Origin of the sequence: Agrobacterium sp. GD03872, from assembly GCF_029840625.1 — a bacterium.
In the GTDB taxonomy this organism is placed as follows: Bacteria; Pseudomonadota; Alphaproteobacteria; order Rhizobiales; family Rhizobiaceae; genus Agrobacterium; species Agrobacterium fabrum_A.
Window position 1 is genome coordinate 40113 of the sequence record NZ_JAOCCY010000016.1, and the last position, 20234, is coordinate 60346.

General features: G+C 59.1%; 16 protein-coding genes. 9 read left to right on the plus strand and 7 right to left on the minus strand.

Features of this window, described 5'->3' with window-relative positions; all coding sequences use genetic code 11:
* Positions 1–7: 7 nt before the first annotated feature.
* From N5D22_RS22835 to N5D22_RS22850, 4 genes are all read right to left on the minus strand, one after another.
* Entirely contained in the window at positions 8–1231 is a 1224-nt protein-coding gene (locus tag N5D22_RS22835; protein ID WP_279658132.1) for an amidohydrolase/deacetylase family metallohydrolase, read from the minus strand.
* Position 1232: 1 nt separating this feature from the next.
* Positions 1233–2108 carry an ABC transporter permease gene (locus N5D22_RS22840; RefSeq protein WP_279658133.1) on the minus strand — a complete coding sequence of 292 codons (876 nt, stop codon included), beginning with the start codon at positions 2106–2108 and terminating at the stop codon, positions 1233–1235.
* Positions 2108–3049, minus strand: coding sequence for an ABC transporter permease (locus N5D22_RS22845; protein ID WP_279658134.1), 942 nt, complete (start codon positions 3047–3049; stop codon positions 2108–2110). The genes N5D22_RS22840 and N5D22_RS22845 overlap by 1 nt, the downstream gene beginning before the upstream one ends.
* 208 nt (positions 3050–3257) lie before the next feature.
* Positions 3258–4784, minus strand: coding sequence for an ABC transporter substrate-binding protein (locus N5D22_RS22850; protein ID WP_279658135.1), 1527 nt, complete (start codon positions 4782–4784; stop codon positions 3258–3260).
* A gap of 123 nt (positions 4785–4907) precedes the next feature.
* On the opposite strand from N5D22_RS22850, the gene N5D22_RS22855 reads away from it, so the two are divergent.
* From N5D22_RS22855 to N5D22_RS22880, 6 genes are all read left to right on the plus strand, one after another.
* Positions 4908–5039: a hypothetical protein gene (locus N5D22_RS22855; RefSeq protein ID WP_279658136.1), complete on the plus strand. Its 132-nt coding sequence runs from the start codon at positions 4908–4910 to the stop codon at positions 5037–5039.
* 258 nt (positions 5040–5297) lie between these two features.
* Positions 5298–6422 carry a glycosyltransferase family 4 protein gene (locus tag N5D22_RS22860; RefSeq protein ID WP_279658137.1) on the plus strand — a complete coding sequence of 375 codons (1125 nt, stop codon included), beginning with the start codon at positions 5298–5300 and terminating at the stop codon, positions 6420–6422.
* A 54-nt stretch (positions 6423–6476) separates the two neighbouring features.
* Positions 6477–7541: an acyltransferase gene (locus N5D22_RS22865; RefSeq protein ID WP_279658138.1), complete on the plus strand. Its 1065-nt coding sequence runs from the start codon at positions 6477–6479 to the stop codon at positions 7539–7541.
* A 466-nt stretch (positions 7542–8007) separates the two neighbouring features.
* A complete protein-coding gene (locus N5D22_RS22870) occupies positions 8008–9204 on the plus strand; it encodes a polysaccharide biosynthesis/export family protein (RefSeq protein ID WP_279658139.1) in 1197 nt (398 codons plus the stop codon).
* 292 nt (positions 9205–9496) lie between these two features.
* Positions 9497–10774 carry an efflux RND transporter periplasmic adaptor subunit gene (locus N5D22_RS22875; protein WP_279658140.1) on the plus strand — a complete coding sequence of 426 codons (1278 nt, stop codon included), beginning with the start codon at positions 9497–9499 and terminating at the stop codon, positions 10772–10774.
* Positions 10771–13911 carry an efflux RND transporter permease subunit gene (locus tag N5D22_RS22880; RefSeq protein ID WP_279658141.1) on the plus strand — a complete coding sequence of 1047 codons (3141 nt, stop codon included), beginning with the start codon at positions 10771–10773 and terminating at the stop codon, positions 13909–13911. The genes N5D22_RS22875 and N5D22_RS22880 overlap by 4 nt, the downstream gene beginning before the upstream one ends.
* 106 nt (positions 13912–14017) lie before the next feature.
* Here N5D22_RS22880 and N5D22_RS22885 read toward each other — a convergent pair whose 3' ends face one another.
* Genes N5D22_RS22885 through N5D22_RS22895 form a run of 3 tightly spaced genes read right to left on the minus strand, consistent with a single transcriptional unit; the run spans position 14018 to position 16592 of the window.
* On the minus strand, positions 14018–14542 hold the full coding sequence (locus N5D22_RS22885; RefSeq protein ID WP_279658168.1) for a flavin reductase family protein: 525 nt from the start codon (positions 14540–14542) through the stop codon (positions 14018–14020).
* On the minus strand, positions 14542–15435 hold the full coding sequence (locus N5D22_RS22890) for an aldo/keto reductase family oxidoreductase (protein WP_279658142.1): 894 nt from the start codon (positions 15433–15435) through the stop codon (positions 14542–14544). Before N5D22_RS22890 ends, N5D22_RS22885 begins: the two co-directional genes overlap by 1 nt.
* Complete coding sequence (locus N5D22_RS22895; protein WP_003500750.1) at positions 15435–16592, minus strand: LLM class flavin-dependent oxidoreductase; 1158 nt, start codon at positions 16590–16592, stop codon at positions 15435–15437. Before N5D22_RS22895 ends, N5D22_RS22890 begins: the two co-directional genes overlap by 1 nt.
* A 100-nt stretch (positions 16593–16692) precedes the next feature.
* Between N5D22_RS22895 and N5D22_RS22900 the strand changes: the two genes are divergently transcribed.
* The 3 genes from N5D22_RS22900 to N5D22_RS22910 all read left to right on the plus strand — a co-directional run bounded on the left by N5D22_RS22900 (position 16693) and on the right by N5D22_RS22910 (position 20112).
* A complete protein-coding gene (locus tag N5D22_RS22900; protein ID WP_279658143.1) occupies positions 16693–17397 on the plus strand; it encodes a GntR family transcriptional regulator in 705 nt (234 codons plus the stop codon).
* A 335-nt stretch (positions 17398–17732) separates the two neighbouring features.
* Entirely contained in the window at positions 17733–18809 is a 1077-nt protein-coding gene (ugpC, locus tag N5D22_RS22905; RefSeq protein ID WP_279658144.1) for a sn-glycerol-3-phosphate ABC transporter ATP-binding protein UgpC, read from the plus strand.
* A gap of 52 nt (positions 18810–18861) precedes the next feature.
* Positions 18862–20112, plus strand: coding sequence for an ABC transporter substrate-binding protein (locus N5D22_RS22910; protein WP_279658145.1), 1251 nt, complete (start codon positions 18862–18864; stop codon positions 20110–20112).
* Positions 20113–20234: the final 122 nt, after the last annotated feature.

The following is a 20234-nucleotide window of genomic DNA, read 5'->3' on the forward strand; positions in this document are numbered from 1 at the left end:
TTCGGGTTCAGCGCCAGGAATAACCATGGCTGTGGCGCACCAGCTTGCGCGCCCTTGGAATATAACGGCTGGCAGTAATCGCCTCGGCACCGATGACCGCGTAACGCGGCTCGAACAGACGCGTCAGGCGCGCCACATCGCCATTTGAATCGGTCGCTTCCAGATCGGAATCCACGAGATCGAAAATAGTGAAGTCGGCGCGCTGCCCAACATCGAGACGGTTTTCCATATCGAGGCCGATGACGGAGGCCGGATTGCGGGTAACGGCCTCGACGACATTTTCGAAGGGCATATCAACCGACAGCAGCTTCGACATGGTCGTCGCCAGATCCCAGACCGGGAAATTCATCGAATGGCCGTGCAGGTCCGTCGAGATCGAGAAGGGCAAAAGGCCGCGTGCAATCGCCGCTTCCGCCACCTTGAAGGAGAAGGAGGCACCGCCATGGCCGATATCCAGCCGGATGCCTTCACCGGCGCAGCGCTCGGCAAGATTGAACAGATCCTCGTCTTCCATGATGCTGGAACCCGACTTGCCGTTGAAACAATGCGTCACGACATCGCCGGGGCCGAGAATCTCCAGCACCTCGTCATAAAGCGCCGGCGGTTCGCCCACATGCACCATCATCGGTACTTTCAGGATCTTGGCGATCTTCTTGCCGAGCTTGACCGGCGTTACACCCCAGGAGCCGGTGATGACATGACTCGCCCGAACCTTGATGCCGACGATATGTTCGCTGTTTTCGGCGTAACATTCGAGGATACGATCGAGGTCAATATCCTTGATGTCGCGCAGCTCCGGCACGCGGTTGCAGGCAACTAGGCCGATGGAGCCGAGATTGAGGAAGGCCTTGATGCGTTCCCTCGAGGGCTCGATAATATATTCCCGAAAACCGTGGAAATTCGCCTCACCCGCCGAACCGGCATCCACCAGCGTCGTCACACCGCGCTCGGCCCCGCATTCGGAGGGGCGGATGGAGATATCGGTGCCGCCGTGCCAGATATGCACGTGCAGATCGACCCAGCCGGGCGAGATGAAGGCGCCCTTGGCATCGATGCGCTGCGCATCAACAGGCGCTTGAATGGCTGGCCCGACCGCGGCGATCTTGCCGTCGCCGCCGATCAGAATATCGGTCGAAGCCTGTGGCGCACCCTTTCCGAAACCGACGGGTTTGACATTGGTGAGAAGAATGGGAGCTTGAAGAGGCGTTTTCGCCTGTTCACCGGACGACATATTACAAATCCCTTCGCAGTCTTGGGTCGAGCATGTCCCGCAGCCCGTCACCGACCATTTGCAGCGACAGCACGGAAAGAATGATGGCAAAGCCTGGGAAATAGGTCATCCAGTCCGCCTGGCCGATATATTGGCGGCCGGCGGAGATCATGGTTCCCCAGGTGGGAATTTCAGGGCTCACACCGAGCCCCAGAAACGACAGGCCGGCCTCGGCCAGCATGGCGCTGGCGAAGAGGAAGGTGCATTGCACGAGGATCGGCGAGACGAGATTGCGCAGCACGTGCCGGGTCATGATGTGGAAGGTGGAAATGCCGAGCGCCTTCGCCGCCTCCACATAGGGCAACTCACGGATCACCAGCGTCGAGGCGCGCACGATGCGGGCAAGGCGCGGCGAATAAACGACGGCGAGCGCGATGATGACAGTCGTCAGCGACGGGCCGAGCGCCGCCACCAGCGCAATCGCCAGCAGAATATCCGGAAAGGCCATCATGGCGTCGATCAGCCGCGCAATCGGCGTATCCAGCTTCTGGAAGAAACCGGCGAGCAGGCCAAGCGTAATGCCGATAAGCGCCGAGAGCGCCACCACGGCGGCCCCGACCAGAAGCGACAGTCTTCCGGCATAGATGGTGCGGGAAAAGACGTCACGGCCGAACTCGTCGGTGCCGAACCAATAGAGTTCACTCGGCGGTTTCAGGCGATTCACGATCGACAGTTTCGACGGCGAATAGGGTGCGATCATCGGCGCGAAAACGGCAAGCAGCACGAAGACGAGCAGTACGATAAGACCGGCGGCAACCGTCTTGCGCTTCAGAAGACGCCGAATGAACAGGATGGTCGGGTTGCGCGCAGGCTGGGCGGTGGAAACAATATCGGCCATCAGTAACGAACCCTCGGATCGACCAGCAGATAGAGCATGTCGATTGCAAAATTGATGAGCACGTAGAGCCCGGCGATGACGAGAAGCGCGCCCTGGATGACCGGATAATCGCGCCGGAGAACGGCCGAGACGACGAGATTGCCGACGCCCGGCAGGCCGAAGACGGTTTCCGTCACCACTGCGCCGGAAATCAGCACGGCGGCGGTGAGTCCGAGCACGGTGAGGATGGGGATAAGCGCATTCTTCAACGCATGTTCCATAACCACCCGGCGCTCCTTGACGCCCTTGGCTCGGGCCGTGCGAACATAATCGTCACCGAGAACATCCAGCATCGAGGCGCGGGTGAAGCGCAGGATGAGGGCCGAGGAGACGAGGCCGAGCGCGATGGCCGGCAGGGTCAGGTGATACATGCGTTCAAGGAAGCTTGCACCCGGTCCGCCGTAACCCGACACTGGAAACATATCGAGCCTGACGGCGAAGACCTGCATGAGGATGAGGCCGAGCCAGAAACTCGGGATGCTCGCCGCCAGCATCGCCACCGTGGTCGCGGCCTGATCCACGAAGGAACCGCGCCGGTAAGCGGCATAGATGCCAATCGGAAGGGCAATGATGCTGGCGATCAGCAGCGAAAAGATCGTCAGGAAGAAGGTTGGTTCCGCCCGATCCAGCAGGGCCGATCCAACAGGCATGTTGAGAAAGATCGACTGGCCAAGATCGCCCCTCAGCAACTGGCCGATATAATAGAGATATTGTACGCCGAGCGACTGATCGAGGCCGAGCCGGGTGCGCAGTTCCGCAATATCCTGCGCCGAGGCATCCGGCCCCAGCATCACGGCAGCCGGATCGCCGGGCGTGACGCGCAGGATGACGAAAACGATGGTGACGACGAGGAACATCACCACGATCATTCCGGCAAGTCTCTGGAAAATATACCGTATCACGTACAAAAGCTCCAAAGCGCGTGATTGCCGCCATCAGGCGACGGTTGAACCGAGTTATCTGGAAGCCGACCGCTCATTTCCGTCATGCGGGACTAGATTCCGCATCCAGCCACCGCGCGTCCGCGTGGTGAGAGAAACTCCCGCGATCAACGGCTTGATCGCACCGGACCCCGGCCAAAGGCCGGGGTGACGGCGTGCGGCGCCAGTCTTACTTCGTAACCGAGGCGTTCCAGAAATACGGCCAGGGAGCCGGATCGACGCCTTCCAGCTTGTTGGACTTGGCGGCAACGGCGTTGAAGTCACCGATCTTGAGGAGCGGCAGTTCGGCATAGATCGTCTTCTGCACCTCGGCCCAGAGCGCGATACGCTTGTCCGGATCGGCTTCGGAGGTGAAGGCGTCAACTACCGCCTTGCGTGCCGGCGTATCCCACCAGCCCGGCGAACTGGTGGACAGCGCACCCATCAGCGCCGGTTCCGGCAGGAAGGGGCTGTGACTGATGTAGATATCCCAGAGCTTCGGGTCTGCGCGCCGCTGCGTCAGCGTCGCCCAGTCCACCACCTGCATATCCACCTTGAAACCGGCGAGCTTCAGATATTCCGCCGCCACCTGCGCCATCTTGTAATGGAACTCATACTGGCGACTGGTGAGGATGCGCAGCGGCTCGCCATTATAACCGGCCGCCTTCAGCTTCTCGGCGGCGGCTTCCGGGTTACCGATATTATAATTGCCCTCGACGCCGTCTTCCGTATGCCAGGAGAAATTGCCGGGGTAATAAGCGCCGTCGAGCGCGTAGAAATCCGTGCTGCCGAAAGCGGCCGCCAGCATGTCCTCCATATTCAGTGCTTCGGTCACCGCCTTGCGGACCTCCAGCTTGGAAGACAGTCCCTCCTTGGTGTTGAACACGAAGACCGGATAACCGAAGGGCTTCAGCATCAACGGCTGCGAGGCGGAAGACGATTTCACCTTGTCGAAAGATTCCACCGGAATGGAATCGACATAGTCATACTGGCCGGAAACGGCGGCCTCGACGCGGGTATTCGGATCGGGAACCGGAACGAAGCGGATTTCATCGAGATATTGACGGCGGGCGCCGCCATAACCGTCGCTTTCGCCATCGCGGGACTTGTAGGCGTCAAAGCGCACCAGCTGAATGTATTGATCCGCCTTGCGTTCCTTCAGCATGTAAGGGCCAGTACCGACAAATTCGGCCATCGGCTCCGCCTGTTTTTCCGCCGGAAGAATGATGGCCGCTGAGTTGTTGAAGGCAAGCAGCGAGGTCAGCGGCGCATAGGGCTGCTTGAGGGTGATCGTCACCGTTCCGGCGTCCGGAGCCGAAATATTGTCGATGAAACCGGCCGCCTGTTTTCCGCGAGAGGCGATCTTCATCCAGCGGCCGAGCGAAGCGACGACATCTTCAGAGGTCATGTCGCTGCCGTCATGGAACTTGATACCCTGGCGCAGCTTGATCGTGTAGGTTTTGCCGTCCGCACTGATCTCGGGCAGGCTTTCGGCCAGAAGCGGCGTCACCTTCCAGCCCTTGTCGAAGGTGTAGAGCGTTTCGAAAATATGTTGCGTGACAATGCCGACCAGATCGGCGGTCGAGGCCATCGGGTCGAGTGTCGGCGGCTCGCCGATCGTCGCGACATTGATGACACCGCCCTTTTCCGCGGCCATCGTCACGCCCGGCGCCAGCATCAGGGCGGCGGTGGCAAGAAATGCAAGTTTACGTCTCATGGTCAAGCTCCCAGCTCTTCGTTCCAATTTTATTATTCCATTATTATGCTATATACATCTTTATAACAGAATATCTTGATAAGACGCCTTGTCAATGACCTTGCCGGCCAATGATGGGTTTCCATGATCGGCGAAACGCAAGACAGGTCTTTGCGAAAGAAGACGGCGTCGTTTAAGGCAATGAAAAAACGGGAGTTTCGCAAAAAAGCGGCGCGCCGTAATACCAATCTTTTCCGGCTGGAAGAGCGGGAATGACGACTGGCGTTTGACTGTAAAGGAAGAAAGGGAATCAAGAAGGTTGGATATTTCGCATTTGCGAACAAAGTGCTATTAAAGAGCGGACTAACGCTAGGCCACCACAGACATACCCGCATATTCTTATTAATCGTTACGCTATTTGACGCCGCCAGCCGTATTTTCAAGGGCTGCAGACAGACCTGATATTTTATACCGCCAAACTTCATTCCACGGCGGAACATTAATTTTTATTACGTTGAAATTATTGAGGAAATTATGAAGACGGCAATCGTGCATGACTGGCTCACCGACAGAGGTGGGGCCGAAAAAGTGCTTCACAACCTTCTTGAAATTTATCCTCACGCGGATCTGTACTGCCTTGTCGATTTCATGAGCGAGCGCGACCGGGGATTTCTCGGCGGACGCCCCGTCAACACCTCCTTCATCCAGAAGCTGCCTTTCGCCCGGAAAAAATACCGCTCCTATCTGCCGCTGATGCCGCTCGCCATCGAACAGTTCGATCTGAGCGGCTACGATCTGGTGATTTCCTCGAGTTATGCGGTCGCCAAGGGCGTCATCACCGGCCCGGGCCAGTTTCACGTGTCCTATATCCATAGCCCCATCCGCTACGCCTGGGACCTCCAGCACCAGTATCTCAAGGAAACCAGACTGACGCGCGGCTTTACCTCCTGGATCGCCCGCGCCATTCTTCACTATATCCGCATGTGGGACATCCGCACCGCCAATGGCGTCGACCTGATGACGGTCAACTCCAAGTTCATCCGCAACCGGGTGCGCAAATGTTACGGCCGCGATTCCACCGTGATCTATCCGCCGGTGGATACGTCCCATCTTTCCCCTTCCGACCGCAAGGGCGACTATTTCGTTACCGCATCGCGGCTGGTGCCCTACAAGAAAGTGCACCTGATCGTGGAGGCTTTTGCAAAGATGCCCGACAGGCGGCTGGTCGTTATCGGCGATGGGCCGGACATGAAGCGCATCCGGGAAATCGCCACGCCAAATATCGAAATCCTCGGTTTCGTCGGCAATGAAGAGCTTCACAAATACATGGCCGAAGCCAGGGCCTTTGTCTTTGCGGCCGAGGATGATTTCGGCATCGTGCCCGTCGAATCACAGGCGCTCGGCACCCCCGTCATCGCCTATGGCAAGGGCGGCGTGCTGGAAACCGTCGTTCCTCTCGGCGCCTCCAACCATCCGACCGGCCTTTATTTCGGTGAGCAGACACCGGAAGCGATCTGCGCCGCCGTGCAGGAATTCGTCGACAATTCCGACCGCTTCGACAAGAACGCCTGCATCAACAACGCCGCCCGTTTCTCACGCGAGCGCTTCCTGCGAGAATTCGCGGACACCGTGAATTTCGCACTGGCCGAGCGGGCGTAATTGAGGAACGTCTCAACCAACATCCGCCCATGAAAACTTCGATTGAGTGCTTGCATGAAACCTAAAAAGCCGCGTGACAATAGTTATGATGTCGCCAAAGGTCTGTGTATAATCCTCGTTGTTTTCGGCCATGCGGAAAGAGGACTAAATGGTTCCGGCGCACCGCCGCACTTCAGCCTTATGGGCTTCATCGACTATGCAATTTACACCTTCCATATGCCGTTTTTTTTCTTCGTGTCGGGGCTGTTCTTTTCCGGACAAGAAACAGTACCCAAGGATTTTTTCGCCAAGCTTGGGAAAAATATCGCTTATCCCTATCTATTCTGGTCAGTCCTGCATGGCAGCCTGATGGTCGTGATGGGGCGTTTGAGTCTTACAAACACGACCATCGATTTTACCAGGGTCCTGGAAATCCTGTGGAGCCCGATCAGCCCCTTCTGGTTTCTTTACTCCCTGTTTTTCTGCCAACTTGCCTCTCATCTATTCGTTTGGGTACCCGCCCTCGTCCGTGCAGCACTCGCGCTTATTCTGTTCTTCTTCTTTTATCTGCACAGCCAACAGGTCCCATGGGACATTGCCTATGGGTTCATCTATTTCACGCTCGGCATCGTCGCCAAACAATACGGCTTTCAGCAGAGGCGATACACGATACGCTCATTTCTCGCACTTCTGACAGCCTTTGCGGTTTTCACCTACTTCTCGTGGCAGATTGAAATCCCCGAACGATTTCCTTTCTTGTCGGCCATGCTTGGCATAGGCCTGACAATCGCAATTTCTCAGGCGCTGGCCATTCGCGAAAACGCGATTTCATCGATGTTCAGGGCACTCGGCCAGTTATCCGTCGGAATTTATGTGATGCATATCATCGCCATCGGCTTTGGCCGGGCGGTCGCGGTGAAGTTGCTTCACGTAACGGACATAGCTAGCCTGCTGGCAATCACGACGATCATCGGCGTTGCCCTGCCCGCCATTGTTCAGATGGCCGCAATACGCTTTGGGATACATGAATGGGTGGCTCTGCCCGCTTCGGCATATCGCCGATATAGTGCCAGTACCCCGCATAGCAGTCGAAGGCCCGACGACGAGCGTGGAGGCGAACCCCGCAATTCCGGAATTTAAGAACGGCTTGACGTCGCTGGAACGCTTCTTCTTTCAGAAGATTCTACATTGAAATGAGGAAAAATAATTTTGCAAAACAATTGATTAGGCTTCACGTCAATCAGGCGCAAAAGAAACCGTGCAAGCGTGACAAAACTGCACTAGCGCAATGCGGCAATCGAAGAGATTATGGCGGTCGACTGAATATTGAAGCGCAACAATACTGATACCATCAGAGGATACGAACATCGTGCCTCGCCAGGAATTTTTCAGCACAGTTGAGCGGTGATGAACTTGAAGTATCGTCTGAAATTGGGCATATGCCTGATTGAAAACGTAGACATTTCCGAATGCGATTCCGCTGAAGGGATGTAATACCGGTTTGGACTTCCTTTACCGGTGTCATTTATGAAGTGCTTATTTTTAAAAACCTATACGATGTCCGGATTATTTCTGCTTTTCGGACGGCATTTATTTTGAGGACCAAATGCGTTTATTGAATGTTTCGATTCTGCTTGCCTCTGCAGCTCTGGCGGGTTGCACGGTTACGGCGGCCTCCGGTCCCGATGCAGCCTCGATCGAATCTAACGCTTCCGTGAAATTCGCGTCCAAGGACAAGCAGAAAACCGCAGGTGTCGACTACGCGCTGCTCGACATCAACAGCTCCGTTCTCAACTACGTCGGCGACACCACGACCACCACCCTGCTCGGCAGTTTCGGCGGCGGCAAGGGCGGCGTTCCGGCGCTGCCGATGGGTGTCGGCGACGTGGTGCAGGTGGCGATCTTTGAAAGCCAGGCCGGCGGCCTGTTCATTCCGAACGACGCGGGCAGCCGTCCCGGCAACTTCATCAGCCTGCCGAACCAGACGGTGGACCGCGAAGGCAATATCAGTGTGCCCTATGCGGGCAAGATTCGCGCCACCGGCCGCAACGTCGAGGATGTGCAGAGCGAAATCGAGGAACGGCTCGCCAACCGCGCCATCGAACCGCAGGTTCTCATCACCAAGATTTCCAGCCGCTCCGCACAGGCCTCCGTGCTGGGCGATGTCAAGGAGCCGACAAAGGTTCAGCTTTCGGAAGCGGGCGATCGGGTTCTCGACGTCATCTCCTATGCGAAGGGCCTCAGCGCCCCCAATATCGAATCCTATGTCACGCTGATCCGCCGCGGCAAGACCGCCCGCGTCAATTATAACCACCTCGTCAGCACGCCGTCCGAAAACATCTATGTGGTTCCGGGCGACACGATCATGGTGGAACGTGAGCGCCGCACCTACCTTGCCTTCGGTGCCTCCGGTCTCAACGGGCGGTTCGAGTTCGAGGATGCCGATCTCAAGCTTTCGGACGCACTCGGCAAAGCGGGCGGATTGCTCGATTCCCGCGCTGACCCGGCTCAGGTCTATATCTATCGTATCGTCAAGCGCGATCTTCTCGTGAAGCTCGGCATCGATACGTCGAAGTTCCCCGGACAGGACGTTCCGGTCATCTTCCGCGCCAATCTGCGCGATCCGTCGACCTTCTTCGCCGCCACCAAGTTCCCGATGCAGGATCGCGACATCATCTATGTCACCAACTCGCAGGCCACCGAACTTTACAAGTTCCTGGATCTCGTCGGCTCCGTTCCGGCAACGACCGGCAATGTCGCCGAAGACGTACTTGCGACCCGCAACGCCATCAGGGCGTTCTGATCGTCGGCCTCTCACCGCCGAACCAAAGGCGCCCCGGAAACGAGGCGGCTTTTCTTTGACCGGAACCAGCGCCGAACGGGAACATGGTCAGGCATGGCCTGCCGTATGAACTATACGCCGTCCGCTCCCCCCCTGAAAGACAAGGCATATAGCGGCGGTCATTGTCGCCGCCATTACAAAAGTTTAAGGTGATTTCGCAGCGCATTGGGTGTCTTGTGGGAGAAAGCTGCTCCCAAGGCTTACCGCACATGTTCGGGAAACATGTATCGCTCTCATTACGCGGAATCGTCAGATGAAACGTTTCTGGACCGCCCTCAGCGTTCTTGCCATCGCAGCCGCCGGCGCCTGGTATTTCAAGGATCGCCTGCCGCTCGATCAAGTCCCCTATCTCAAGCAATTTGCCAGCGTGTCTCCCAGGGCCGACGCCGAAACGGCGGCGCAGCCCTCCCAAAGCGGCCAACCAGCCCGGCAGCAGGGACAAAGACAGGGCGGAGGGCGACGCAATGGCGGGCCACCCACCGTCAGCACCATCGCCGTCGCCAAGGCGACGCTGCCGATGGATGCAACGGCGACGGGCTGGGCGGTTGCGGCCGACATCACCAATATCGCGCCGCTTCAGGCCGGCCTCGTCATGGAAATCGAGGCGAAGGACGGTCAGCATATCAAGGCGGGCGACCTTATCCTCAAGATGGATGACCGCATCGCCCGCGCCGCTGTCGACAAGGACAAGGCCAATATCGCCGCCGATCAGGCAACGCTGGAGCAGACGGAGGCGGCCTTCCAGCGCGCCGCCAATCTCGTCAAGCAGAGCGCCGAATCCCAGCAGGTGCTTGATCAGGCAAGGGCGGCGCGGGATAGCGCCAGCGCCAAGATCGACGCCGACAAGGCAACGCTTGCCTCCGACGAGGTGACGCTCGAACATATGGAAATCCGCGCCCCGTTCGATGGGCGGCTCGGTGATATCAGCGTCAGTCCCGGCGCCTATCTCAGCGCCGGCGTCAATATCGTGACCATCACCAAATACGATCCGATTTCGGTCAGTTTCCGGCTTTCACAGCGCTATCTGCCGCAATTGCGCGAAGGCGTGGCGAAGGATACCGCAGTCGATGTCGACCCCGCGGCGACGGGGGGCGAACCGATGAGCGGCGTGCTGCGGTTCTACGACAATACGGTGGACCAGACCTCCGGCACGATATTGGCCAAGGCGGAATTCAAGAACGATCGCGGTCTTTTATGGCCCGGCCAGTCCGTCAATGTCACGGCGCACTTCGTTTCGGACGATGAAATGATCGTCGTGCCGACGGTTGCCGTGCGGCCGGGGCCGAAGGGCAATTTTGTCTATACCGTCGATGGCGAGCATCATGCCCATATGACGCCGGTGGAGGTCGCCCGCTCGAATGGCGATCTTACCGCCATCACAAGCGGCCTCAATGGCGGCGAACATATCATCGTCGAGGGTCAATCCGAGCTTGCCGACGGCCAGTTCGTGGTCGAGCAATTTTCCGACAAAGGCGGCGCGGCCGGCAATCTGGCCGCCAATATTCCGCAGGAACAGGTTGGCGGCCAATGATCCCGAATTTCTGCATCAACCGGCCCGTCGCCACCACGCTTCTCGCCATCGGCCTGGTGCTGGCCGGGCTTGCCGGCTTCCGCCTGCTGCCCGTCGCCGCCCTGCCGAAGGTGGATTTCCCGACGATCAACGTTTCCTCGTCGCTGTCAGGCGCTTCGCCGCAAACCATGGCCACATCGGTTACCACACCGCTGGTCAAGCAGTTCGAGACCATTCCCGGCGTCAGCGAAATCAGCGCCACCAATACGCTCGGCAACAGCTCGATCGTACTGCAGTTCGATCTCAACCGCGATATCGATGCAGCGGCAGCCGATGTGCAGGCCGCGATTTCGCGCGCACAGCGGCAATTGCCGAGCAACATGACGACGACGCCAAGCTATCGCAAGACCAACCCGGCTGATGCGCCGGTGCTGCTGCTGGCCGTCAACAGCAAGGAAATGCCGACCAGCAAGGTGGATGAAATCGCCGAGAACATCATCTCGCCGCTTCTTTCCACCATATCGGGCGTCGCGCAGGTGAGCATCTATGGCGCGCAGACCTATGCCGTGCGTATCGGCCTCGATCCGACACAGCTTCAGGCAAGGGGGCTCGGCGTCGACACCGTCACCACCGCCATCGCCCAGGCGAATAATCAGGTTCCCGTCGGAGCGTTGCAGAACGACAATCAGCGCCTGACTATCGAGGCCGATACCCAGCGCACCGATGCGGCCGCCTTCCGCTCGCTGGTCGTCTCGACGAACAATGGCGCGCCCATCCATCTCGGCGATATCGCCAATGTCACAGACAGCATCGACAACACCAATGCCGGCAGCTGGTTCGACGGTGAACAGGCCATCGTTCTCGCCGTCCAGCGTCAGCCGGACGCCAATACGGTCGATGTGGTTGATGCCATCAAGGCCAAGCTGCCGGCGCTTCACCAGCAATTGCCGCCTTCGGTCAATATCAACGTCATGAATGACGCCTCGACCGCCATCAAGGACGCGATTTCGGACGTGCAGTTCACGCTGTTCCTCACAATCGGACTGGTGGTTGCGGTCATTTATCTCTTCACCGGGCACCTGACGGCGACCATCATTCCGGGCCTTGCCGTGCCCCTGTCGCTCATCACCGCCTTCGGCATGATGTATGTTCTGGGCTACAGCATCGACAATATCTCGCTGCTCGGCCTGACGCTTTCGGTGGGGCTGGTGGTGGACGACGCCATCGTCATGCTGGAAAACATCCTGCGTCTGCATGAAAAGGGCCTGCCCATGCGGGAAGCAGCCCTTCAGGGCGCGGCGGAGGTCAGCGGCACCATTCTTTCCATGTCCGTGTCGCTGGTGGCCGTCTTCATCCCCATCCTGTTGATGGGCGGCGTCATCGGCAGGCTCTTCAACGAGTTCGGCATGGTCGTCACGCTCGCGATCATGGCCTCGGCGCTGGTCTCGCTGACGGTGACGCCGATGCTCGCTTCACGACTCTCCGGCCATTCCTCCAGACCACCGGCGATCATTCGCTGGTTCGATGCGGGTTTCGAACGGACGCTGCGCGGCTATGGCCGCGCCGTCGGCTGGTGCCTTTCCCATCGCCGCATCGTTTTGGCGTCATTTCTCGCCTCGGTCGCGGCATCGCTCTATCTCTTCGAAACCCTGCCTTCCAGCTTCTTTCCCCAGGAAGATATCGGCCGTCTTTCGGTCTCCACACAGGCGCGTGAGGATATTTCCTATACGGCGATGCGCGATCTCCAGGCTCAGGTCGCCGATCAGATCCGCAAGAATCCGGCCGTGGTGCATGTCACCTCCATTGTCGGCGGCAATTCCCGCAATCCGCTGAACAACGGCTCGATGTTCGTGGAGCTGAAGCCCAAGGAAGAGCGCGCGCCGCTCAGCCAGGTGCTGGCGGAACTGGGGCAGGCCACATCGAAAGTGGCCGGCATCCGCACCTATATCAACCCGCAACAGAGCCTGCGTTTCGGCGGGCGCAGCTCCGCCAGCCAATACCAGCTCGTCGTTCAGGGCCTGAATGCCGACACGACCAATGAATGGTCGAACAAACTGATGGAAGCGATGCGCCGCGACCACACCTTTACCTCCGTCACCTCGGACGCCCAGAACGGCGCGATCGCCGCAACGATTTCCGTCGACCCGGAAAAGGCCGCCGCCTTCGGCATCACCAATGACCAGTTGCGCAAGACGCTGGAAATGTCCTTCGGCGGTTATACGGCGGCACAGATCCAGTCGACCGGCGACAGCTACGACGTCATCGTGGAATTCGACAGTTCGAAGCCGTGGAATGATGATTTCCTCAGCGACATCAACATTCTTTCGGCTAAATCCGGCGTTCTGGTTCCGCTTTCAAACTTCGCCACCCTCACCCGTACACAGGCGCCCGTCACCATCAACCAGACGGGCCAGCTCGTCTCCACGACGATCTCATTCAACCTGCCTGACGGCGTGGCGCTGTCCGATGCCACAAGCCGGATCGATCAGATCAAGAGCACGATAGGCCTGCCGCAGGATGTCTTCACCAGCTATGGCGGCACGGCGGCGATCTTCCAGCAGAGCCAGGGCAATACCGGCATTCTCATTCTGGCGGCGGTGCTGACCATCTATGTGGTGCTCGGCGTGCTTTACGAGAGCTTCATCCACCCGCTGACCATCCTGTCCGGCCTGCCGGCAGCGGCTTTCGGCGCGCTGGTGGCGCTGAAGGTGATGGGCATGGATTTTTCGATCATTGCGCTCATCGGCCTGCTGATGCTGATCGGCATCGTCAAGAAAAACGCGATCATGATGATCGATGTCGCGGTGGAACTGATACGCGAAAAGGCGGAACCGCCCACCGTCGCCATTCACGAGGCCTGCGTGCGCCGGTTCCGGCCGATCATGATGACGACCTTCTGCGCGCTGCTGGGCGCGCTTCCCATCGCACTCGGCTCGGGCGCAAGTTCGGAACTGCGCCAGCCGCTCGGCATCGCCGTGGTCGGCGGTCTCATCGTCTCGCAATTGCTGACGCTGTTCATCACGCCTGTCATTTTCGTTGAAATGGACCGGTTCGGCAACTACCTCACCGGGCTGTTTTCGCGGCGCAAGACAGCGGAAAAACACGCCGAACCGCAAAAACCTGAAGGAACGGGTGAACCGGATTCCGTTGCCGCTTGATGCAGATGTTCGAGGCGCTCCAGCGCCTCGAACAAACTCGCTGCGACCCTGCGGCTTGAATGACCGCGATCTCCGTCAGAGAATGCGAAAATCCACGCGAGGCTTATTATTGCCGGGAAAACCGGCCAAAGGCTCCGCCCGAAAAGCACAGCGGGTCGCCATCGCGATGGGCGGCGCGCAGTACTTCGCCAACGATGATGGTGTGGTCGCCCGCATCGTGGGCCGCCGCCTGCCGGCATTCGAAACGGGCGAGCGTGCCGGGAATGACCGGCACGCCTTCGCCGTTCAATTCCCAGTCCAGATCATCAAAGGCGCGACCGTTGCGGGTGAAGCGGGCGCTCAGCACGTCCTGATCGGCGCTCAGCACATGGATGGCGAAATGCGTGGCGCCGCTGAAGGCCTGATAACGCGACGAGCTTTTTGCCGGCGACCACAGCACCAGCGGCGGGTCGAGCGACACGGACGCGAAGCTGTTGACCGTCATGCCGATCGGGCCTTCCGGCGTCGTGGCCGTCACGACAGTCACACCTGTCGTGAAAGCGCCGAGTGCGTTGCGAAAGCTGCGGCTGTTTTCGCCGCCGGGAACGAATACATGCTCATTAGGCATCTTGATTGCCTCTGCCACTGTCATCACGGCACCTCTTTTCCAATCGCAAGGGTGTAGAGTTCGAACCAGGTCTGGCGGTCCATCGTCACGTTGAGGGCATCTGCCGCCGTTCTGATGCGCTCGATATTGTTGGTGCCGAGTACCGGCACGATCCTGGCCGGGTGACGCAGAAGCCAGGCGATCGCCACTGCCGTGGCATCCACGCCCTGTTCCTTGCCGATGCGCTGCAGGGCGGCCATGGTTCCTCCATGGGCGCCCGAGAATAGCGAACCGCCACCAAGCGGCGACCACGCCATTGGTGAAACGCGCTTTTCCTGCAGGAAAGCGAGATCGCCATTGGTGAAACAATCCGTCGCGAGAAGGCTCACTTCGATCTGGTTGGTCACGAGCCGGTTGCTCATGGCCGATTGCAGCAGGGAGAAATCCCACGGGCGGAAGTTGGAGACGCCAACGGCCTTGACCTTGCCGGACGCCACCAGCGCATCGAGCGCCTTGCCGGTTTCTTCCGCATCGATCAAGGGATCGGGACGATGAATGAGCAGCAGATCGACGTGATCGGTTCCCATATCGCGAAGCGACGCCTCGACCGAAGCATTGATGTGGCCAGCCGTGGTATCGTAATGTTTGACGCGGGCGGCGGAGTGACGGCCTGCCGGTGCGACAATGCCGCATTTGGTGACGATTTCTATTCTGTCGCGCAGCCCGGGCGCAGCCTTCAGGCCAGCGCCGAGAATGGCTTCCGCCGTGTACCCGCCGTAAATATCGGCCTGATCCATGGTGGTGATGCCCTGCGCGAGGCAGGCCTCGATCTTGGCCTGCACATGGGCGGGCGAGGTATCGGCATCATCACCGATACGCCACATGCCGTAAACGATGCGGCTGAGTTCGAGTTTGTCGGAAAGAGCGATGCGTTCCATCAGTGGCGTTCCCCGTTGCCGAGCGGCGTGGCCGGCGTTTCAGAAGGCACCCGGCCATAGGCATGCGGCAGGGAGCAGGTTTTCATCTGCGGCAGAACCTTGGTGCCGAAGTGCTCCGCCTCATCGAGATGCGGATAACCGGAAAGGATGAAGGCGCGAATGCCCATCTTCTGGTACTCCTCCAGCGCCGAAAGCACCTTGTCGGTGGAACCGACCAGGGCCGCACCGCAGCCCGAACGCGCCCGGCCGATGCCGGTCCACAGATTGGGTTCGACATAGCCGAACTTGTCGGCGAGTTCACGGGCGCGCGCCTGATGCGACACGCCGAGCGAGCCGCTGTCATGCGCGCGATTGCGGATCAGTTGCCCATATTCGTCATCGAGCTTCGAGACAAGATGTTCGGCATATTCGCGCGCTTCCTGTTCGGTATCGCGCACCACCATGTGGACGCGCAGGCCGTAATCCAGCGTGCGGCCATGGGCGGCGGCGCGTTCATTTGCGGCGCGCATGCGGTCTGCAAGCTGGTCCTTCGTTTCCGGCCACATCAGATAGACGTCGCATTGCGCACCGCAGAGTTCCAGCGCATCCGGCGAGTAGCCACCGAAATAAAGGAGCGGTCCGCCATTCTGCTGATAGGGTCTTGCCGGCTCGGTGGAGACGCCCTTGAACTGGTAGATTTCACCGTCATGATCGATGGTGTCGCGCGTCCAGGCCTGACGGAGAATCTCAACGACCTCATGGCTGCGCTTGTAACGAAACGCGCTGTCGGCCACTTCGCCGGGAAAATCGGAACTGATGACATTGAGAGTCAGCCGGCCCTTCAGCATGTGGTCGAGCGTCGCCACCGTGCGCGCCAGCATGATCGGCTGCATTTCGCCGCAGCGGATAGCCGCCAGGAAATTGATGCGGTCGCTGATCGGTGCGCAGCCGGCCACAAAACTTAGCGTATCCTGCCCGACCTGATAGGATGAGGGGCAGAGAATATTGCGAAAGCCGAGTTCCTCGGCCTTTTTGACGATGTCGGAGCAATGGTCGAAACTGGAACGCAGGCTGCCGTCAGGCACGCCAAGATAGGCGTAGTCATCGGAACACAAAGCGGAAAACCAGGAGACCTCGGCAGCATCGAGATCAGCGGATGTAACGGGTACGACGGTCATGCAATTCCTCCTCAGGGCCGCTCTCGTTTTTCTTGCATAACATCAAGAAATATGTAAATCAATGATGTATCAATTTTTGTTTCGGGGGAGGAAACGGTATATGAAACACACTGGTGGCAGCCTGCCAATGTATATGCAGATCGCCGAAATGCTGGTGCGCGAGGTAGCGGCGGGCCGGTTGATCGATGGCGAGAAGCTGGCGCCGGAGCGCGACATGGCGGCTGATCTCGGTATCGCCGTTGGCACGTTGCGAAAGGCGCTTGCCGAATTGCAGGAACGCGGCCTGCTGGAGCGCGTGCAGGGCTCGGGCAATTACATTCGCGCTGTCAGCGATCCGCAGAGCGTCTATGCCTTCTTCCGGCTTGAACTGATCGAGGGCGGCGGCCTGCCGACGGCGGAGGTTCTGGATGTGGCGCGCCTTGCCAAGCCCGCCGCCCTGCCCGCCTTCGGCACATCGGCCGAAGGACACAGGATCCGCCGCCTCCGACGTATCGCCGGCAAACCGGCGGCCATCGAGGAAATCTGGCTTGATGGTTCTTACGTCGACACCATCGCCATCGAGAACATGTCGGAATCCCTTTATCTCTATTACCGCACCCGCCTCAACCTCTGGATATCGAAGGCGGAGGATCGCATCGACCTCGGTGAAGTACCGGAATGGACGCCCGAGGTCTTCGGTCAGAAATCAGGCGCGCTGGTGCCGCGGGTGCTGCGTCTCAGCCAGGCGCAGGATGGCGCGGTGGCTGAAGTTTCATGGACCTGGTTCGACCATACCGTTGCCCGATATGTTTCTCGCATACGTTGAGATCGCGCAAAATTCGCCTGATCCAGATCGATGGCGAAATTTGACGGGAGCCAAGCAAGCAGCGACCTGCCTTGCAGGCAGTTTCGCGGTTATATTTCTTTGAATCAAGGACTTAATAGTTTTTGATTTCTGTCAGAAATAAAATTGATACACTATTGATTTCCTTTTTCTGAAAGGTAATATCACGACCTCAGGGAGACAGGCGTTTCGCCATCCCACGATATCGCCAGACAATCGGGATCGATTTTCGACAATGCGATGCGTGGAACTTGAAGGTTGATATCGGCAATGGCGTCCATCCAGATTCGGGACGCGCCGGTCGTGAGGAGGAAAATATGGCTTCGGTCAGCCTGCGCAAGCTGGACAAGAGTTACGGTGCGCTGCGCATCGTCAAGGGCATCGACCTTGAAATCAACGATGGCGAATTCGTGGTGTTCGTCGGTCCTTCCGGCTGCGGCAAATCCACGACGCTGCGCATGGTCGCAGGTCTCGAGAGCATTACCGGCGGCGAGGTGCGGATCGGCGACCGTGTCGTCAACCGGCTGCCGCCACGTGAGCGCGATATCGCCATGGTGTTTCAGGACTATGCGCTTTATCCACACAAGACGGTGCGCGAAAACATGGGTTTCAGCCTGAAGGTGCGCGGCGTGAGCGCATCGCAGGCCAATGCCAGCATCGATGAGGCGGCAAGGATGCTCGGCATCGAACATCTCCTCGACCGGCGGCCCGGCCAGCTTTCCGGCGGCCAGCGCCAGCGTGTGGCCATGGGCCGCGCCATCGTGCGCCGTCCACAGGTCTTCCTGTTCGACGAGCCGCTTTCCAACCTCGACGCTAAACTCCGCGGACAGGTGCGCACGGAAATCAAACGTCTGCACCAGCAGCTCGGCACAACCATCATCTATGTTACCCACGACCAGGTGGAGGCCATGACGCTGGCCGACCGCATCGTCATCCTGCGTGGCGGCGATATCGAACAGGTTGGCACGCCGGACGAGGTTTATAACCGCCCCGAAAGCGTCTTCGTCGGCGGTTTTGTCGGTGCGCCGGCGATGAACTTCGCCCGCGCAAAGGTGAGCGGCGACCGGCTGACATTCTCCGATGGCAATGCCCTGCCGATGGCAGCCATTCGCCCCGCGCGGGAGACCGGGCTCGAAGGGCGCGAAGTCATCGTTGGCATTCGCCCGGAACATTTCGGCCCCACTGAGGGCTTCGACACGCAGCTTGCGGTCAAGGTGCAGGTGGTGGAGCCGCTGGGTTCGGACACGCTCGTGCATTTCAGCCTCGGCGATGCGGCACTGACCGCACGCATGCCGCCGCAGCTTCGCCCGGCGCCGAACGAGGAGCTTAAGATCGGGCTCGATCCGTCCAAGGTTCATCTTTTCGACGCCGCGACGGAGCGCTCAATCCACTGATTGCCGGGCGAAGACAAGCTGCGGCCAACAGGTTTAATAACGGGAGGAACACATGACATTTAAAACCATCAGGGGCAAAGCCCTCATGGGTGCCGCGCTCTGCGCAACCATGCTCGCCTTTTCGGGACAGGCCTTTGCCGATGCCGAACTGAAGATCTTCGTTTCCAGCCAGCACCAGCCGGACGTCTGGCGCAAGGCACTCGATCAATATGAGGCGAAGACGCCGGGCGTTAAGGTCGTGATCGAGACCGGCGGCAACACCTCGGAAATGCAGGCGCAATATCTCAACACCGTCATGTCGGCCAAGGATTCCAGCCTCGACGTGCTGATGCTCGACGTCATCCGCCCCGCGCAATTCGCCACGGCCGGCTGGACCAGCGATTTCTCCGGCAAGGACATGTCGGCCTATCTGCCGACCTATGCCGAAGCCAACACCGTGGACGGCAAGATCGTGGCGCTGCCCGCCTTCGCCGACTCCATGTTCCTTTATTACCGCAAGGACCTGCTGGACAAATACGGCATTCAGCCGCCAACCACCTGGGACGAGCTGAAGGAAGCCTCCAGGAAGGTGATGGAAGGCGAAAAGAACCCCGAGCTTCAGGGACTGTCCTTCCAGGGCAAGGCGATCGAAGGCGCGGTCTGCACCTTCCTCCTGCCCTATTGGAGCGAGGGCAAGTCTCTGGTTGAAAACGGCAAGCTGAATTTCGACAACAAGGCGGCCGTGGATTCGCTGAAGCTCTGGAAGAGCTTTGTCGATGAAGGCATTTCCAAGAAGAATATTTCCGAAGTCGCAACCGACGATACCCGCAAGGAATTCCAGGCCGGCAAGGTTCTCTTCGCCGTCAACTGGTCCTATGCCTGGACCCATTTCCAGGGCAAGGAATCGCAGGTAAACGACAAGGTCGGTGTCGCCCGCCTGCCGGCCGTCAAGGGCGGCGAGCAGACAACCTGCCTCGGCGGCTGGGAATTCGGCGTTTCCGCCTATTCCAAGCAGCAGGATGAAGCCAAGAAGCTGGTGGAATATCTCTCCGGTCAGGATGTGTCGAAGTTCATGGCCATCAACGCCACGCTGCTGCCGACCTATGCCGCGCTCTACAAGGATGCGGATGTGACCAAGGCGATCCCGTGGTTCGCCGATGCGTTGCCCGTGGTTGAAACCGCCAAGGCCCGCCCCGTGACGCCGCGTTACAACGAGGTCAGCGAAACCATCCGCACTACCGTCAACGGCGTGCTTGCCGGCGTGATGACGCCGGAGGATGGCGCAAAGCAGATGGAAAGCCGTCTGCGGCGCGTTCTGCGCTAAGCCTTGGGCCGGAAAGCGGCGTGCTTGCCATGCCCTTTCCGGCCGTTTCGACTGACAGGAACAAAGCCGTTTGAACGGCGCGATAAACGGGCCGGAGATGAACCGGTCCGAGCGGGAGACGA

What these genes read in the sequence shown, in the direction of transcription:
- N5D22_RS22890 (WP_279658142.1), bottom strand. Translation starts at nt 15,435, where the DNA reads ATGGAACGCATCGCTCTTTCCGACAAACTCGAACTCAGCCGCATCGTT.
- N5D22_RS22875 (WP_279658140.1), top strand. Translation starts at nt 9,497, where the DNA reads ATGAAACGTTTCTGGACCGCCCTCAGCGTTCTTGCCATCGCAGCCGCC.
- N5D22_RS22835 (WP_279658132.1), bottom strand. Translation starts at nt 1,231, where the DNA reads ATGTCGTCCGGTGAACAGGCGAAAACGCCTCTTCAAGCTCCCATTCTT.
- N5D22_RS22865 (WP_279658138.1), top strand. Translation starts at nt 6,477, where the DNA reads ATGAAACCTAAAAAGCCGCGTGACAATAGTTATGATGTCGCCAAAGGT.
- N5D22_RS22850 (WP_279658135.1), bottom strand. Translation starts at nt 4,784, where the DNA reads ATGAGACGTAAACTTGCATTTCTTGCCACCGCCGCCCTGATGCTGGCG.
- N5D22_RS22910 (WP_279658145.1), top strand. Translation starts at nt 18,862, where the DNA reads ATGACATTTAAAACCATCAGGGGCAAAGCCCTCATGGGTGCCGCGCTC.
- N5D22_RS22900 (WP_279658143.1), top strand. Translation starts at nt 16,693, where the DNA reads ATGAAACACACTGGTGGCAGCCTGCCAATGTATATGCAGATCGCCGAA.
- N5D22_RS22880 (WP_279658141.1), top strand. Translation starts at nt 10,771, where the DNA reads ATGATCCCGAATTTCTGCATCAACCGGCCCGTCGCCACCACGCTTCTC.
- ugpC (WP_279658144.1), top strand. Translation starts at nt 17,733, where the DNA reads ATGGCTTCGGTCAGCCTGCGCAAGCTGGACAAGAGTTACGGTGCGCTG.
- N5D22_RS22885 (WP_279658168.1), bottom strand. Translation starts at nt 14,542, where the DNA reads ATGACAGTGGCAGAGGCAATCAAGATGCCTAATGAGCATGTATTCGTT.
- N5D22_RS22855 (WP_279658136.1), top strand. Translation starts at nt 4,908, where the DNA reads ATGATCGGCGAAACGCAAGACAGGTCTTTGCGAAAGAAGACGGCGTCG.
- N5D22_RS22860 (WP_279658137.1), top strand. Translation starts at nt 5,298, where the DNA reads ATGAAGACGGCAATCGTGCATGACTGGCTCACCGACAGAGGTGGGGCC.
- N5D22_RS22840 (WP_279658133.1), bottom strand. Translation starts at nt 2,108, where the DNA reads ATGGCCGATATTGTTTCCACCGCCCAGCCTGCGCGCAACCCGACCATC.
- N5D22_RS22895 (WP_003500750.1), bottom strand. Translation starts at nt 16,592, where the DNA reads ATGACCGTCGTACCCGTTACATCCGCTGATCTCGATGCTGCCGAGGTC.
- N5D22_RS22870 (WP_279658139.1), top strand. Translation starts at nt 8,008, where the DNA reads ATGCGTTTATTGAATGTTTCGATTCTGCTTGCCTCTGCAGCTCTGGCG.